The sequence below is a fragment of the Alkalimonas sp. genome, from assembly GCF_020831925.1.
Taxonomy (GTDB): domain Bacteria; phylum Pseudomonadota; class Gammaproteobacteria; order Enterobacterales; family Alteromonadaceae; genus Alkalimonas.
Window position 1 is genome coordinate 1 of record NZ_JAFIFQ010000063.1, and the last position, 15,249, is coordinate 15,249.

At 48.2% G+C, this 15,249-nt stretch carries 16 protein-coding genes; 11 read left to right on the plus strand and 5 right to left on the minus strand.

Annotation, left to right across the window (positions count from 1 at the left end):
• Positions 1-17 precede the first annotated feature (17 nt).
• Positions 18-227: a cold-shock protein gene (locus tag JJU14_RS14515; protein ID WP_091340618.1), complete on the plus strand. Its 210-nt coding sequence runs from the start codon at positions 18-20 to the stop codon at positions 225-227.
• A 101-nt stretch (positions 228-328) separates the two neighbouring features.
• Here the strand turns inward: JJU14_RS14515 and JJU14_RS14520 are convergent, their stop codons facing one another.
• The gene (locus JJU14_RS14520) at positions 329-1,471 is read right to left on the minus strand and encodes a 1-acyl-sn-glycerol-3-phosphate acyltransferase (RefSeq protein ID WP_228614458.1); all 1,143 of its coding nucleotides are present in this window, start codon (positions 1,469-1,471) and stop codon (positions 329-331) included.
• A gap of 183 nt (positions 1,472-1,654) precedes the next feature.
• Here JJU14_RS14520 and JJU14_RS14525 point away from each other — a divergent pair, with 183 nt between their 5' ends.
• From JJU14_RS14525 to JJU14_RS14535, 3 genes are all read left to right on the plus strand, one after another.
• Positions 1,655-3,526, plus strand: a complete 1,872-nt coding sequence (locus JJU14_RS14525) for a diguanylate cyclase (RefSeq protein WP_228614436.1) — start codon at positions 1,655-1,657, stop codon at positions 3,524-3,526.
• A 95-nt stretch (positions 3,527-3,621) separates the two neighbouring features.
• Positions 3,622-4,137, plus strand: a complete 516-nt coding sequence (locus JJU14_RS14530; protein WP_228614438.1) for a phosphatase PAP2 family protein — start codon at positions 3,622-3,624, stop codon at positions 4,135-4,137.
• Positions 4,138-4,144: 7 nt separating this feature from the next.
• The gene (locus tag JJU14_RS14535; RefSeq protein WP_228614440.1) at positions 4,145-5,194 is read left to right on the plus strand and encodes an MJ1255/VC2487 family glycosyltransferase; all 1,050 of its coding nucleotides are present in this window, start codon (positions 4,145-4,147) and stop codon (positions 5,192-5,194) included.
• A gap of 173 nt (positions 5,195-5,367) precedes the next feature.
• Here the strand turns inward: JJU14_RS14535 and JJU14_RS14540 are convergent, their stop codons facing one another.
• On the minus strand, positions 5,368-5,886 hold the full coding sequence (locus JJU14_RS14540) for an alpha/beta hydrolase (RefSeq protein ID WP_228614442.1): 519 nt from the start codon (positions 5,884-5,886) through the stop codon (positions 5,368-5,370).
• Between the two features lie 302 nt (positions 5,887-6,188).
• On the opposite strand from JJU14_RS14540, the gene JJU14_RS14545 reads away from it, so the two are divergent.
• From JJU14_RS14545 to JJU14_RS14575, 7 genes are all read left to right on the plus strand, one after another.
• Positions 6,189-6,566 (plus strand): hypothetical protein, encoded by a 378-nt coding sequence (locus JJU14_RS14545; RefSeq protein ID WP_228614443.1) that lies wholly within the window; start codon positions 6,189-6,191, stop codon positions 6,564-6,566.
• A 218-nt stretch (positions 6,567-6,784) separates the two neighbouring features.
• Complete coding sequence (locus JJU14_RS14550; protein ID WP_228614445.1) at positions 6,785-7,879, plus strand: DUF1566 domain-containing protein; 1,095 nt, start codon at positions 6,785-6,787, stop codon at positions 7,877-7,879.
• Between the two features lie 96 nt (positions 7,880-7,975).
• The gene (locus tag JJU14_RS14555; RefSeq protein ID WP_228614446.1) at positions 7,976-8,926 is read left to right on the plus strand and encodes a DUF1566 domain-containing protein; all 951 of its coding nucleotides are present in this window, start codon (positions 7,976-7,978) and stop codon (positions 8,924-8,926) included.
• 114 nt (positions 8,927-9,040) lie between these two features.
• Positions 9,041-9,670 carry a hypothetical protein gene (locus JJU14_RS14560; RefSeq protein ID WP_228614448.1) on the plus strand — a complete coding sequence of 210 codons (630 nt, stop codon included), beginning with the start codon at positions 9,041-9,043 and terminating at the stop codon, positions 9,668-9,670.
• A 48-nt stretch (positions 9,671-9,718) separates the two neighbouring features.
• Positions 9,719-10,051 (plus strand): hypothetical protein, encoded by a 333-nt coding sequence (locus JJU14_RS14565; RefSeq protein ID WP_228614449.1) that lies wholly within the window; start codon positions 9,719-9,721, stop codon positions 10,049-10,051.
• 11 nt (positions 10,052-10,062) lie between these two features.
• Positions 10,063-10,650: a hypothetical protein gene (locus JJU14_RS14570; protein ID WP_228614451.1), complete on the plus strand. Its 588-nt coding sequence runs from the start codon at positions 10,063-10,065 to the stop codon at positions 10,648-10,650.
• A 183-nt stretch (positions 10,651-10,833) separates the two neighbouring features.
• Entirely contained in the window at positions 10,834-11,325 is a 492-nt protein-coding gene (locus JJU14_RS14575) for a hypothetical protein (protein WP_228614453.1), read from the plus strand.
• Positions 11,326-11,392: 67 nt separating this feature from the next.
• On the opposite strand, the gene JJU14_RS14580 is transcribed toward JJU14_RS14575, so the two are convergent.
• From JJU14_RS14580 to JJU14_RS14590, 3 genes are read right to left on the minus strand one after another with little or no spacing between them, the layout of a single operon-like run.
• The gene (locus JJU14_RS14580; protein ID WP_228614455.1) at positions 11,393-11,923 is read right to left on the minus strand and encodes a hypothetical protein; all 531 of its coding nucleotides are present in this window, start codon (positions 11,921-11,923) and stop codon (positions 11,393-11,395) included.
• On the minus strand, positions 11,920-14,340 hold the full coding sequence (locus JJU14_RS14585) for a serine/threonine-protein kinase (protein WP_228614456.1): 2,421 nt from the start codon (positions 14,338-14,340) through the stop codon (positions 11,920-11,922). The genes JJU14_RS14580 and JJU14_RS14585 overlap by 4 nt, the downstream gene beginning before the upstream one ends.
• Before the next feature lie 28 nt (positions 14,341-14,368).
• On the minus strand, positions 14,369-14,902 hold the full coding sequence (locus tag JJU14_RS14590) for an ECF-type sigma factor (RefSeq protein WP_228614457.1): 534 nt from the start codon (positions 14,900-14,902) through the stop codon (positions 14,369-14,371).
• Positions 14,903-15,249 lie beyond the last annotated feature (347 nt).

Sequence of the window (15,249 nt, forward strand, 5' to 3'; positions counted from 1 at the left end):
TTTTCAGGAGACATCACATGTCTAAATCAACTGGTATCGTTAAATGGTTCAACGCGGACAAAGGTTTTGGATTCATCACTCCAGATAACGGTGGTGCTGATGCATTCGTTCATTACCGTGCAATCATGAGCGACGGTTACAAAACTCTGACCGAAGGCCAGCGCGTTTCTTTCGAAATCGAGCAAGGCCAGAAAGGTCCACAAGCTGCGAACGTTACTCCGCTGTAAAGCTGACTGACTTCGACAAAAAAGGACACCACGGTGTCCTTTTTTATTGCCTGCATTTTTGTGCAAGCGCCTCCTTTTGGGCCAACGCTCGCACAAAACACTTACTGCGTTGGCGCGTCTTGCTCTGCCTGCTGCTTCAGCTTAAATACCGGCGCACCATACATGGTTTTTAACCAGTGCTGCTCAGCCTCACTATGCTCCGCCAGTTTGGCTTGCCACAAAGCCCGGTCTTCAGCGGTAATGCTGTCATGCTCTACCCCTGCGGCCAGATAGTTGATTGGGAATAAACGGTAGTTGCGGTAAATTTCTGCATCCAGCGCCGCAGCCAGCTCATCGGCTGAATCAACATTAGGTTGCACCATCTCGCCAAAAGCCACATGCACCCGTCCTTTCATACCGGTAATGCCCTGGATGATGCTGTCGATGTCTTCAAATTCGCCTTTTTGGTAATGCCCTTGGGTCTGCTTTTGCACCAGCTCGCGTACCTTGGCTTTATCGCATGGATCCAATTCATAACTGATGGTCACCGGTACTATATGCAATTGGCCTATATCCTCAGCAAAGCTCAAGCCTTGCTTGCGGCCTTCGATGTACAACATTTTCAGCATGGCCGCATCAGTATAATCATTGCCGTCTTTGGCACGACCTTCTCGCTGCGCAATCCAGATGGATTGCTTTTCAGTTCCAAGCGAATGGTGGATGTAAGCCGACAACTGACCCAGGGCTTTTAACATCTCACGCGGCCCTTTCGCTGAGCGGCGAACAATAAAACTTTTGTTCAGTCGCATCAGCGTAGTAACGCAATCTTTTTTCAGCAAATTATCGCCAATGGCGATGCGGGCTGTGTTCATGCCGTACTTATGCAAACACCAGTTGACGATGGCAGGATCCATCGCAATGTCGCGGTGATTGGAAATAAACAAATAAGCCTGATCTTTTTTCAGCCGCTCAACCCCTGAATAACTAAAATCAGTGGTGGTATTGGCCATGGTTTTTTTCATATAAGCCGCAACCTGCAGCTGCACATCCCTTACACTAATCAGGCTGGACCATTTGCGCTTCAATGCGGCTTTCACCAGCGGCGACAACAACCAGCCAAAGGGGCCGGATAAATGCGGAAACCGGTAGTGCAAAATAGCCTTAATGAATTCCTGATCAGCAATCAGATCAGCAATGGCACCGGCAACCTCCTGGTCGTGATAAGGCCGGATATCAAAAAACGGGTCTTGTTCTGTTTGCGTCATGCGATCACTTAAGTCGTGCATCAAAGCGTTCTATTTTACCGACTCTGCAGCCATTGACCAGTGCCAGCCATAAAAAATACTGTCGGCTGCTAATTCTTAATTTACTGATATAGCGCTGAAAAATTGTGCAACCCAGTTACCGTTGTTATGATAAAGCGCTTATTTGACTGCGATGAGAACCCTATGTTAGTTGGCCGCTGGTACTTTTTCCTCTTCTGTTTAGCCTTGCTTGCGCTGACCAACCAGGTTTCGGCTACAGCTCTGAACGCGCTGGAGCCAGAGCTCAAAGGGCTTTATATCCAAAGCCAGCAACAACCAGCCACCGCTCTGCAGCAGATTGAAATTCAACTTGGCACAGCTGCTGAGCCGTTACGCCAGGCACAACTGCTTTATATCCAGGCTCAACTTCAGACGCTGCTGGTTTATCCTGAGCAGGCACTTGAGAGCACCGCTCAGGCGCTGGCATTGATCAATGCCACGGAGCAGCCCTGGCTGTATCATAGCCTGCAACTGGTACGGGCCTTCGCGTTTGATTTGGCCGGCACACCTTCAGAAGGCATGACCGCGGCGGAAGCTGCTTTGCAATACGCGGCACAACAACAACATCAACCACTCTTCTTACAGGCTTTGGTGGTTCGCGGCTCTTTGCAATTAAGTCTGGTCAATTATGTCGAAGCACTGCACGATTTTTTGCAAGCCTACCAACAAGCTCCCACCGACGATGCACTGTTAAGCAAAGGCCATATTGCTGGCTACATCGCCCTGGTGTATGAATACCGTCGTGAGCATGCGCTTGCGATTCCATACTTCGAAGAAGCAGTGGCTTTTCATCAGCAGCAAAACAGTCCGGTCGAAGTGAGCATTGCTTTGTATGGCCTGGGGAAAGCCCACAGCCAGTTGGGGGACCTTGCTACCGGTGCTCGCAAGCTGCAACTATCACTGCAATTGGCCGAATCAGCCGGAGACGATCAGGGCGTTGCCTATGCTCAAAAAGAACTGGCTGCAATCGCCTTGCGCCAACAGGAACCGAACCAAGCTAAACAGTTACTGCTACAGGCGCTCGCGAGTTTTGAAGAAGCCAATAATCGTTACATGCTGCTGGATACACAGCTGCAACTGGGTCGCATTGCACTGCAGAGTAACGAGTTAGCTGCTGCGGCAAATTATTTGCAACAGGCCATGGCCTATGCCAACCCTGAGCACATGCCAATTCAGCACGCTGAGGTACAACGCTTACAAGCTGAATGGCTAAGCCAGAGTGGTCAAGCTGATCAAGCCTACCAGCTGCTGAAGGCATCTAGCCAACGTCTGGCAGAGCTGCAACGGGAAGAGAGTACCCAATTGTTGCATCAGCTTCGAGCTCAGTACGAACTCGATAGCCGCAAGCTGGAAAACGAACTGCTGCAAAAAGAGCTGGAGCTGCAACACAGCCTGCTCAACAGCCAGGCAAAACATCAGCGATTGCTAACTGTGCTGCTGTTCGGAGCCATCGCAGGAAGCTTGCTGTTGCTGTTTCTGCTGGCACGAATTTGGTGGCAACGCAAACGCCTGCATCATCTGGCTCACTTTGACAGCCTGACCTCACTGCCAAACCGGCATTACACGCTGAAACTGCTGCAGCAGCAACTGCGCCTTGCCAGCCGCCACCAGTACCCGCTTAGCATTGCAATGCTTGATCTCGACCACTTTAAACAAATCAACGATCAGTTTGGTCATACTACAGGCGACCAGTTATTACGCGACTTTGCCACAGAGTGCCAGCAACAACTGCGTGCCAGCGATGTGATTGGCCGCATTGGTGGTGAAGAGTTTCTGGCCATATTGCCACACACCACGGTTGATGCTGCCGCTGCTGTGCTGGAAAAACTTCGTAAAAACACCGAGCAACTGGCTAGTCGCTACGATGCGCCACAGATGAGCACCACAGTATCCATCGGTGTTTGCGGTTTTAGTGGTTATGATAATGCCGATACCTTGATGCTAAACGCTGATCAAGCTCTGTATCAAGCCAAAGCGAAAGGCAGAAACCAACTGCAACAAACATCTGCCAGTTAGCAGGTTCACCTCCTCCTCGGATGTCATATTGCTGTCATATCAGGGCAGTAAGCTAAAACTACATTCTGTGCTGTGTGCTCAATGGAGGATCTCAGATGCGAGCCATACAACCCATAGCAGAATTGGATTTAGCGTTTTCATTGTTTTGCTTACGCCATCGTTTCAACCATCAGGTTGCCGGCATCAGCAAAGTGATTTCCCGTACGGGTGATGGTCATCTTTACTTATTGCTAGGCCTGCTTAGCTGGTGGCTGGATAGCTCCCGCTTACTGCAAGCTGGCTTGCTGGCCTTCAGCATTCACCTGCCCATCTATTGGTTGGCTAAAAATAGTTTTCGCCGTCGTCGGCCAAAAGAACTGTGTGAGTTTTTAACCTGCTTTATTACGCCCAGTGACCGCTACAGCTTACCATCCGGTCATACGGCAGCCGCCTTTTTAATGGCTACGCTCATAGGCCAGTTTTATCCGGAGTTTTATCTGCTGGCGGTGTGTTGGGCCACTCTGATTGGTTTATCACGCATTTTGCTGGGGGTGCACTTCATGACCGATGTGTTGATAGGGGCCCTATTAGGCATAACCTGCGCTCATATCGCTCTGTCCATACTAACTTAGGAATGCTATGAAACTACTTTATGGTGTACAGGGAACCGGCAATGGCCATATTGCCCGCGCCAGAGCCATGGCGCAGGCGCTGAAAAAACAAGCAGTACAGGTGGATTACTTGTTTTCTGGCCGCGCTGCCGAGCAGTACTTTTCAATGGACGATTTTGGCGACTATCAAACGCGCAAAGGGTTAACCTTTATCACCGAGCAAGGACGTATTCGTCCCATCAAAACCGCCCTGAATAACCACCCACTTCAGCTTTGGCGCGATATTAAAGCCTTGGATTTATCCGGCTACGACCTGGTGATTAATGACTTTGAGCCAGTGAGCGCTTGGGCAGCCCGCAGGCAAAAAGTCCCTTCTGTAGGTATCAGCCACCAGAGTGCGTTTCGTCATCAGGTCCCTAAAGTCGGCATGTCAGGCTTGGATCGACTGGTGATGCAGTACTTCGCGCCGGTTCAACATGCCATTGGTTTACACTGGTACCATTTTGATCAGCCGATATTGCCGCCTATCGTGCATCAACTCGATGTGCAATCAAGCGATAACGAGCCCTATGTGCTGGTGTACCTGCCGTTTGAGCAGCTGCAACAAATCCGTACCCTGCTGCAGCGCATTAAAACCCAACGTTTCGTCTGTTATCACCCGGAACAAAAAGAGCATGAAATTGCTGACAACATCAGCCTGCACCCGCTGTCGCATCAAAACTTTCAGCGTCATTTGCAGCGTTGTGAAGGCGTGATTGCCAACGGTGGCTTTGAGTTGCCATCCGAGGCCTTATCTCTGGGTAAAAAGCTGCTGCTAAAACCTCTGCAAGGCCAGTTTGAGCAACAAAGCAATGTCGAAACCCTGCGCCGGCTTGGTCTGGCAACCGCCATGCCTGTGCTACACGCCCAAACCATTATTCAGTGGCTACAAAGCAAAAGCCCCGGCCAGGTGCATTACCCCAAGGTTGCTGAAGCGCTGGCCAATTGGATTGTTCAGGGCAATTGGCATGACACAACACAGCTTTGGCAGGAGTTATGGCAGCAGACCGAGTTTCCGAAAGGAATCCAGTTGCCATAAAGAGTAGAACTAGCTGGCTAGCCACTCCAAAAAAACGAAGAGTTACCCTCTTCGAATAGGCAGCCACAATCGTAGAGTCCGCTCTGTGCCAATTGCAGACATTTCCATTTGCAAACCCCAATGACCGCTTTAAAATCCAAAGCGGTCAATACGCTCAGCCAATCTCAAACCAATTAGCCTGCTTTTATCTGCGCAATCATCTTAATAAGTAACTCCCCTACAGTAGCAACTTCTTTGTGCAAAGAATGATCATCATCGACCAGCACCAACTTAGCCTGAGACAGCTTTGCCCAATGGATCGCATTCTCTACCGGCACAACCTCGTCATGCCAACCATGTACTGCGGCGATGCTGTCAGCCGAAGGCGCAGGGTAAGGCTCAGGGTAATCCTTAAGGCCAAATGCCGGAGCCATTAACAGTAAGGCATCGGGTTCAAGTGTGCGGCTGGCTACGGTGCTAACATAGCCGCCCATGCTGGAGCCGACTAAAATTAAGCCGTGATGTGCAGGTAACACAGTGTCTAGCAGCAGTTGCACCCGTAAAGCTGGGTCAATCGTGCTGGTGTAATCCACGCTAATGGTTTGTGCACCGGCGCTATGTGCTATCTCGCGCAGGGTATTAATTTTACGACCATTGGGGCCAGTTTCTTTGCCGTGGCTAAAGACGACAAGCGGCGTTGTCATGGAATGCATGGCAGGTGACCTCGTGTGCGATTGGTGGAGAACGCTTAAATCAAGTGCGGTTATTTTTTCTGCTACTCAGTCGATAACACGATGTCACTGCAAAACAACGAGGCATCATTATGACAAGCTGCATCCCCTGGAACAAAGGCAAGATTATCGGCCAAAAAGCACCGCTGCGCCAACAGGAATTGTGATCTAGATCTGCAGAACGCTGCAGAAAAACTGGATACATAATTTTTTGTAGACAGCGGCTTTGCGAGCTGAAATAGTAAACCTAACAGGCTTTAGCAAATCGATAAATAATCACCCAGATGAATGCACTGATTTATGAGCAATTTAACCCGCTGATTGTGGCTTATTCCGGTTTTTTAACGCAGCGCGGCTATCAGGTGTTTGCTACCAAAGATATTGACGAAGCCTGGCAAGGCTATCTTCGCGATAAACCCACCTTGGTAGTGGCGAAATATGAAGCCACTACCGCGCATCCGGCAGCAAGCGGTATGGAGCTTGTGAAAAAAATCCGTGATGAGGCGAATGACTGGCGAACTCCTTGTCTGGTGATTGGATGCACTGTCCATCGTGCAGATGAAATAGCGTTTGCGGCCTTAAAACCGCTGGCCATTTTGCGACTGTCGTTTGAGCAATCTGTGCTGGATACACGGTTAAGCGATTTGGGTTTGCCAGTGTAGGCTTAGAACGCTGAATAACCTGCAGCAGCTTGGGAATCGTTGGCAGCATTGCTTGCTGCATGCTACTGGTTACGTTTTAGGCTTTGGATTTTTTTCAATGTGAATTGCGAAAATACCATTGTAATACGTGTCTTGTAATTTCTGGTCTTTTCAAATAACGTTTTTTAGTTATGCAACCAAGAGTTGCCAGTATCATCTGGGTTAAAAAGGAGTTTTACATGCGTGTAAATAATATAGTGAAAATAGTATCGCTAAGCGCGCTAACCTTGGCGTTAAGCGCTTGTGAGCCAGCGGTGCAGCCAAAGCCGCTTATTGCTGAACGTTATGCCGATAACGGCGATGGTACGGTAACCGATATTCTAACCAACTTAACCTGGCAGCGCTGTACTGTAGGGCAACACTGGAACGGAGAGATGTGTGAAGGCGAGGCTTCTAGTTTTTATTGGGATGACGCTATTGCGCTGAGTAAAGACGGCTGGCGGTTGCCGACTATAGAAGAACTTAAGAGTTTAGTTCATTGCTCAAGTGAAAATGATTCCTCTATTTTACCTCATGAGGGTATGTGCAGAGGAGAACATAGTACTCCAACAATTGATACAGTCGCGTTTCCATCAACAAACCCGTTCCCATATTGGTCATCGAGTATAAGATACGCTGAGGAAGGTCAGGACTTTCCCATGGAGAAATATAAATTCCTTTCCTCTGAGAAATACGTTCAATCATTCTGCTATGAAGATAACCCTGGTTTTTCTGTTTACTTGGCATCTGCACTTTCTTTTAACGTTAACGCTAATACCTTGTTGGTAACCCAATATAATATGTTTTGCAAGCAAGACGAAGATGGATTGATTAAACCAGCAGGGTTGTTTGCAATATTCAATTGGGATGGTTCTCACGATTCTTACAACCCAAAGAAAATAAATATTCATTTTGAATCAAATTCTTTTAAAGTTGGCGATGATAGAACCAAATTTCAATTTTCACCTGATGGCGAATATATTTATTTTGACATGGATGAGAACACCTTAGCACAAGTAATAAGTCACTTTGAAACTCAAAAGTTAAACCAAGAGCAAAGTGCCATTATTGATTATGCACGTTTAAATAAGCGATTCAAGTTTTTAACCAGAGTCAAAGAAGCGGACATTGATCTTTTTGATGCATTTAACTGGTTTGCTACCGAGACTGATGGGAAGGAGGATTTATCCTCACGATGGGCAATAAATTTTGGAACAGGTTATATTGGGAAGTACCCTAGCAAAGATGTTTTTGATAAAAGTTTTGTCCGCTTGGTGCGTGAATTTCAAAATTAAATGAAAATATTCATTCTAAGCATTGCTGGTTTGATCAACACCAACTATTATATCGTCAGCCATTTTCTATTATTATAAAATATTTGGGTTGTTAATATGCGTGATAATTCCCAACCACTTAAAACCGAAGATGATCTGTACCAGCAGGCATACCAAGAAATGCAAACTGGTGAGCCTTTTGCGCCAACCTGGGCAAAAGCCTTGGCGATGGCAGAAGGGGATAAAGCCAAGGCTGAATCAGGCTATTTGCGGTTACGGGTGCAGCAATTAGCACAGCAGTATGGGGTTAACTTAACCGATGCTAATCCTAAAACTGAGAGTAAGTCGCAGCGGTCGGTACCGGCGATAGCCGCGGTTGCTGTGGTTGCTGTGGTTGCTGTGGCTGGCTGGTGGTTATGGTCGCAAAATACCACTGATTCCGGTGGTGGCGCGCAAAGCACTAATAGTGCACAAAGTTCTACACAAGTACAAAGCACCACGACAGCGCAAAGTGCTCCTTCAACCTCCGGCAAACCCGCCAGCTCTGCAGCTAAAGCTACGCTTATCGACGGCCGTTACCGCGATAACGGCAATGGCACTATTACCGACACCAAAACTAACCTTACCTGGATGCGTTGCAGCCTGGGGCAACAATGGACAGGCAGCACCTGCGCCGGTGTGGCTATGGGAATGCCCTGGAACGATGCACTAAGAACCGCCATGAGCTATAGCTATGCGGGCCATAGCGATTGGCGGGTGCCGACAGTCGATGAGTTGGATACGCTGGTGCAATGCCCTGCAGGGCGCAGGCCTCGTGATGCTGCTGACACTGGAGGATATTGCCATGGCAGCGAATATAATACACATAACGAGTATATAAAATCAAAATCTAATAATCCGAAAATCAATATCAATACATTCCCGAACACACCTGCAAACTGGTTCTGGTCGTCTTCACCCAGAGACCTTGCCAGTAGTGCGTGGAGTGTTAATTTCGAAAGAGGTCATGTTGCTGGAAATGGCAAGAGCGACTCTATTATGGTCCGTTTAGTGCGCGCTGGGCAATAGCGCCCATAGAAGCTATTGCGGCGACAGCATCCAGCATATAAAAGTGGAGACTGGGCCAGTGATTTGGGTCGCGTAGCGGAGTTTGGGCGGTGTTGGTGTTAACTAAGGTGTGTGATGAGTAAAGCAAAACCGGCAGTGTTTTTTAAAGCATTTGGCATTATACCATTGCTATTTAGCTCAGCCTTAACTGCAATAATCAACTTTGGCGCAAGTGTTAACGCCACAGAAGCAAGTGCAGCAGTTGTTGCTACCTCAGCTGTGCCACTGCCTGATGTGGGTACTTGTACACAGGAGGCGTTTAACAACCCCAGCTCCCCAAAATGGCCGCTACCACTTTATTTGTGCCATTACAGCGCAGCAGAGTTTAATAACCTTAAAACCCAACCTGCATTGGATAAAAGCTGGTTACCGAATAAGCAAAGTTATCAGGGTTTAGCGTATAACTTGCAGGACTCTCGCTTGCCGTCTATCGCCTTAGCGCATGGTCAGCGTTGGTACACGATGTTAGCTGCTGACGCGTCTACTCAAGATGCGGTGGTTCAGCTTACTGAATTAACCTCACCTTATTATGGTTGTGTGGTGCAAATCAGTGCTGATGGCTTTTTCGACCCCTGTGTTAGTGCCCGTTGGGATAAATTGGGCCGCTTATTAGCGCCCGTATCCAATTTACCCAACCAATCACTGCGGCAGTTTCCTTTTATGTTACAAAGCGGCGAGGTGATATTGGGCGAGGCTGATACTTAGCTAAACTGGCAACTTTATTCATTTAAACCTGATTTACAAGACACCAGCGTGCCGCTATTTGAGCGCATTGGCAAAGGCTTGTTTTGGGGTATGGTCGAAGAAGTTGCTGCTCTTTGGCCATTGCTTAGCCAGCAGGACGAATTGACCGAAAACCAGCAAGCGCAGCTGTTTATTATGGCGTTGTCTAAGCAGCAAGCGGCAGCGATTGTCTGGTTGGTGGAGCAAGGGTTAAACCCGCAGGCCAGCACTGAGCTTGGTGATACTGCACTAAGTATTGCTAAGCTGATTGAAAGCGAAGCTATGGAACAATTGCTGACACAGCTGCTTGCTGAGGCAGTAACCACACCGCCTACAACAGCAAAGCACAATAAAACGCTCTAAGGAAAGCCAGGATGGCCACACAATCGCAGCAGAAAGATAAAAAACATCACAGACCCGCTAAGCGCCCTGGTGCACAAAGGTTCCTCTGGTCTTCCCTACTGACCGTTAAAGGCATATGGGGGCTTTGGCTAGCATTATTATTGGTGGTGCCACTGGGCAACGGCCTGTTGTGGTTAACCGGGCTTAATACCATGACCGAGCTGCGGCCATCGGCGTTTTTACAGTATTATTATCCACCAGGTGTGTATCAAACAACCCTTCACTATCATGATACCATCACCTATAGCGGCCCGGCATCGGCTACCGATCGGACCAGAGTTTGGAAGACGACGCTGGCGAACCGCTACCTGCATGTATATCGTGAAGGCGAGGCCACTATTGTGGTGAAAAGTGACAAACCGAAACCCGCGCCTTATTATTTGGGGTCGGTAAGTACAACACCGCGGTTATTGCGCCAGTTGCCCCCGGCTAAATATGAGATGATTGCAGCAGATGAACTGGCACCATTTGGCTTTTCTGCCCGGGAAAGCTGGCTGGGCCGTTATCTGTTTTTTGTGCACTGGCTGCCATTGTATGGCGAAAAGCCATGGGACGAGTAAATAATGGGTGGTAAATCACGTTCTGCAGCAGGTGCAAAACCCCTCACAAAACCATCTCAGCTTGGCCAGGAAGGCCAGCCCGTAACAGCGAGTGAAACGCCGCTCCAAACGGCTTACGCTACCTTGCAACAGCTATATAGCCACTCGCCCAAGTTAAAAGCCTTATGTAAACCCCTTGGCAAAATGCAGTATTGGCCCGCCAGTAGCCCATTAGCGGAGATAAAACGCGACTTTAGTTTTAACGTGTTTGGCGTGTTGCTGGTCACGGTGTTTTGGCTGATTTGTGCTTTTTTGTTACTGGGAGCCTTGAGTTACTTTGAAAGTAATTGGGTTGCTACGCCTTTAGCACTATTCTTTTTTGTGTGCACAAGCTGGTGGCTGTATGAGCGAATGCGCTTATTGTATAGCCGCGAGATGTTGTTAGTGGGTGATAAAGGCGCGCTATACGCCTGGCAGGAAAGCACCGGGCGTATTTTACGTTATAAGCCACTGCCGTATTGCCAGCTGCTGCAGGTAACGCTAGAGCGCGGCAAAAGTGGCCATTATGTGCAGCTTAAGCGGCCCGGGCTTAATCTGGCTGTGAGTATGGGCGGTGATGAAGCGCAGTGTCGTGCTGCATATGAAGCGCTAAGCCAGGCATTGCATTACTTTAACTATCGAAATAAGTCGCAGTAATATCAGGCTGCAGCGGCTTAGCTGCGATAAGGCGTCAAGCTAAGCCATGGCAACGGGTTTTAGTGGGCTAATCAGGCCTCACCAACCAGCGAATGGCATCCTCTTCTAGCTGTTTTTCCAACTGTTGCACCCGTTCAGCCTGCTCAGTTTCACCCGTGTTAGCTGCCTCTGCTTTCGCGGCCAGTAACTGCTGCCATATCACCTTATAAGGCCGCACAATAATGCGCTTGGCATAAGCAGCAGGTTGCTCAGCCGTTAGGGCTAATACCGCTTGCTCAATAGCCTGCAGTAATCGAAAACTCTCTGCAGGCACCGCAATAGCCAGCTGCCATTTAGCCGCGCTATCGGTTAGGTAAAGGCCGTCGGCGGCAAAGCGTTCAATATCTATTTGTGTTTGGTTGGTAAGCTGCACCCACACCGGCAACTGGAACTTACTAAAGGTAAGCAGAGTGCTGAAGCGGTTTAGCGTTTCGCTTTGCTCCAAGCGAAAGTCTTCAGCAACTAAGCACGTTGTAATGTTCTCAGCATCACATAGCTGCCAAACACGGATCAGGTGAATGGCAGTGGTTTGGGTTTCGTCAAACAGTTCAGTTGTCATGTGCCGGATTTTGCATCCTCACCTGCTAACTCCAGTAAGCGGCGCTGGACATTTTGATAACGAATATGGTTCTCGCCTAGCGTTTGTCCTAGCACTAACAGAGATTGCTCAAGTAAGTTAATGCCTGCTTGCTGCTGATTAAGGTCGATCAGAACGCCGGCGTAAACGATTTTAAGTAATGCAACACGTACGCTGTCGTCATCATACAGCGTTTTAATATCAGCCATGGCTTGTTCAATAATAGGTAGTGCGGTTTCTGGTTGCTTACTTTCGTAATAGGCGCCCGCCAAATTAGAGCGCGCAGTAATCGTCGTTAGGTTGATATCACCATACAATTGTTCACTGGCGTGAAGTGAGCGGGAGTATGCTTCGATGGCAGGCTCAAACTGTTTTAAATACGCATAAGCGTTACCCAAATAAGCATTTCCAAATATATAGTCAATATGGCGGCTACCAAAACGCTGCTCAATAATGGCCAGCGCTTTATTATGATAGTCAATAGCCTGCTGATACTGTTGCAAGCTGCTATGATTGTGACCTAATTCGTTTAAAGTTAACGCGATTGCCGGGTGGTCCGCAGGTAACAATTTTTGCTGCAGTGCCAGCATTTCCTCCAGCACGGCCATAGCTTGATGGTAATCCTCGGCCGCTGCATAGGCGCTTTGTAATGTATTTAACGCCATGACTCTGGCGTTGCTTTCGCTATTTAAAGACTGCTCTGCTTGGGCTATGGCCCTTTTCGCTATAGCCAGCTGTTCTTGTGTTTTACCTTGCAATTGCAAATTATAGACTTGGCCATTATAGATGTTTTGCAAGAGGGTATGATCAGCAAGTTTTAGTGCCAGTTGTTCTGCCTGTTGTAAGGATTCTGCTGCTTGCTGATGTTGCGATAACACAATAGAGCCGCGGCCAAAATAGTAAAAGTATAATAACCGCTGCCTATCGTTCATGCTGCCAGGTTGCAGGGTTGCTAATGCATCAAGCGCGGCCTGATCCTGGCCGTCATTAATAAGCGCAATACTTTTTTCTAATGCAAAATCGGCTTTTAATTTGGATAAGGGATTAAATTGCAGTACTGCTAAGGCTTTATCTGCCGCGCCAATGCCTCTTAAGCTTGCTGCTAACTGCAGTTTTAAGCGTTGGGTTACTTCAGCTTCAACCGGTAATGCGTTTAGTTTGGTAGTGGCATCTTGTAATAATTCGCCGGCGCTTATTGGGTTACCGTCATACAGCATGGGATCGGCAGCATTAAATACTTCCACCATAAACTGGCTGACTTGCTCGGCAATGGAGCGCTCGGTAACCAGTGCCAGGTTTTTTTGCTGCAAGCTGATGCTAAAGCCGGCCAGAGCGATAAATAACAGACTTACTGAACCCAGTAGTATCGGTTGGCGCTGTACTAGTTTTTTAAATGAATAGAAGGCACCGCCTTTACAGGCTTGCAGTGGTCTGTGCGTGATAAATGCAGTTAAATCTTGCTGTAACGCTAAGATAGCATTGTAGCGTTTCTCGGTAGAGATTTCACAAGCCATGGTAATAACTGCAACAAGCTCTTGTGCTGGTTTAACGTCGATTGAGCGTAACATCTGCTGCAGCACTTTGCCCACGCTGTAAACATCCGACAGCGTCGTCAGCGGCTCACCCTTTAGCTGCTCGGGGCTGGCATAATGGCGAGACAAGGCTTTTACGTAATGCTGCACAAAGACGGGAGTTGCCTCATCCTGTTGTTGTAAACGTGCAATGCCAAAATCAATCAGCTTAGGCTTGCCGTGCTCATCCACTAGAATATTCTCCGGCTTTACATCGGCATGAATGATCTGGTGGGTATGGGCGTAATGCAGGGCATCGCACAACTCGATAAAGAGCTGAACCACCGGCTTCATTTTTGGCTTGGTGCTTGCCAGCCACTGGTTCAGCGGTTGACCTTTAATGAACTCCATTACGATGTAATGGGCTTGCTGGCCCTGATGGTCGGTGATGCCGGCATCAAATACCTTGGTAATGCCGGGATGATTCAGCCTAGCCGCTACATTGGCCTCGGCAAAGGCTTTGCTGTCAGCGGTGACAGGGTATATAAGTGGGTTTAATACCTTAATAGCCACTTGTTGCTCAAACTGGCCATCCTGCCGTGAGGCTAAATACACCGTGCTCATGCCCCCATGGGCAATAATGCGGTCCAGTTGCCAGTATCCTAAGCGTTGACCGGTTAACCCGGCAGAGATATCCAGTTGCTGCAAGCGGCTGGCTGCATAGCGGATTTCATCGGTTAAGTGCAGGGTATTGCTGTTATCGGCTAATAAAGCGCTTAATTTCTCAGCCAGCTGTGCGGACTTCTGTGCCAGTGATTCAATAAAGTGCTGTTGTGCGTTTGCATCTGGCAAGGCGGCGGCATCTAGATAGAGTTGAAACAGGTTCATAGCGTGGCTTCTTTTTATGGTTGTGGTGTTAAGTGCTTAATAGCTCGGCTTTCACCGCGGTGCGAATAAAACTCAGGTAGTTATCGACAGTTCGAGGTGAAACTTCCTGCACTTTAGCAATATCGTCACGCTTTAATTTGCCAAAGTAATACAACAGTGCAGCCTGGGTTTGTTCGGGGTAATGCTGCTCGAGCTCGGTCAGTACCTTATCCAGCTGCAGCAATTTCATATCCAACGCAGCAGTGGGCTGCTCCTCGTCTTGCTGCTGGCGTTTTTCAGCTTGCTGCTTACGCACCAAATCTATAATCACGCAGCGGCAAACCTGGCTTAGTTGTCGTAACAGCTGCCGTTCATCATCACGGATCAGCGCCACCTGATTTTGCTGCAACTTTAAATACACTTCATGCACCAGGGCGGTGGTGGAGTGCCAATCAAGTTCCGCATCACAGACGGCCGTTTTATGCTGTCTGGCCAATTGCTTCACCAGAAAGTATACATCTGGCGAGTCGAATAAATGAGCAGCTTGAGCAACAGCGTTCGAGGGAGGACTAACAACCGGCATACAAAAAACCAAACAAACTGAACCTACCCTTAATGTAGAGTTTTTAAGGGCGGGGTCAACTATTTTTTATTACAAAAAATCAATTAAAACAGCGCATTCCTGTTTTGGGTGCAAAAATAATTAATGGTGATTTGCGAAAAATGCTTTGAAATACGTGGCTGGCAAGCTGCGCGCAGTAAAGATAAAGTGAAACCGTTTAAAAAGGACTCGGGGGTGGAATCTTGTATAAAATAACAACAGGGCAAGGCGTTGCTACAGGCAAAGTAGCATTATCAGGCAAAGTATTGCTGGCTGCCTGAGGTATCCCCACAAATGGGCTAGTTAAAACAAAAAGTTAGGCGAGAAGG

Bases quoted from the DNA above. Each gene is read 5' to 3' on its own strand.
- JJU14_RS14515 (WP_091340618.1), top strand. From the start codon at position 18: ATGTCTAAATCAACTGGTATCGTTAAATGGTTCAACGCGGACAAAGGT.
- JJU14_RS14520 (WP_228614458.1), bottom strand. From the start codon at position 1,471: ATGACGCAAACAGAACAAGACCCGTTTTTTGATATCCGGCCTTATCAC.
- JJU14_RS14525 (WP_228614436.1), top strand. From the start codon at position 1,655: ATGTTAGTTGGCCGCTGGTACTTTTTCCTCTTCTGTTTAGCCTTGCTT.
- JJU14_RS14530 (WP_228614438.1), top strand. From the start codon at position 3,622: ATGCGAGCCATACAACCCATAGCAGAATTGGATTTAGCGTTTTCATTG.
- JJU14_RS14535 (WP_228614440.1), top strand. From the start codon at position 4,145: ATGAAACTACTTTATGGTGTACAGGGAACCGGCAATGGCCATATTGCC.
- JJU14_RS14540 (WP_228614442.1), bottom strand. From the start codon at position 5,886: ATGCATTCCATGACAACGCCGCTTGTCGTCTTTAGCCACGGCAAAGAA.
- JJU14_RS14545 (WP_228614443.1), top strand. From the start codon at position 6,189: ATGAATGCACTGATTTATGAGCAATTTAACCCGCTGATTGTGGCTTAT.
- JJU14_RS14550 (WP_228614445.1), top strand. From the start codon at position 6,785: ATGCGTGTAAATAATATAGTGAAAATAGTATCGCTAAGCGCGCTAACC.
- JJU14_RS14555 (WP_228614446.1), top strand. From the start codon at position 7,976: ATGCGTGATAATTCCCAACCACTTAAAACCGAAGATGATCTGTACCAG.
- JJU14_RS14560 (WP_228614448.1), top strand. From the start codon at position 9,041: ATGAGTAAAGCAAAACCGGCAGTGTTTTTTAAAGCATTTGGCATTATA.
- JJU14_RS14570 (WP_228614451.1), top strand. From the start codon at position 10,063: ATGGCCACACAATCGCAGCAGAAAGATAAAAAACATCACAGACCCGCT.
- JJU14_RS14575 (WP_228614453.1), top strand. From the start codon at position 10,834: ATGCAGTATTGGCCCGCCAGTAGCCCATTAGCGGAGATAAAACGCGAC.
- JJU14_RS14580 (WP_228614455.1), bottom strand. From the start codon at position 11,923: ATGACAACTGAACTGTTTGACGAAACCCAAACCACTGCCATTCACCTG.
- JJU14_RS14585 (WP_228614456.1), bottom strand. From the start codon at position 14,340: ATGAACCTGTTTCAACTCTATCTAGATGCCGCCGCCTTGCCAGATGCA.
- JJU14_RS14590 (WP_228614457.1), bottom strand. From the start codon at position 14,902: ATGCCGGTTGTTAGTCCTCCCTCGAACGCTGTTGCTCAAGCTGCTCAT.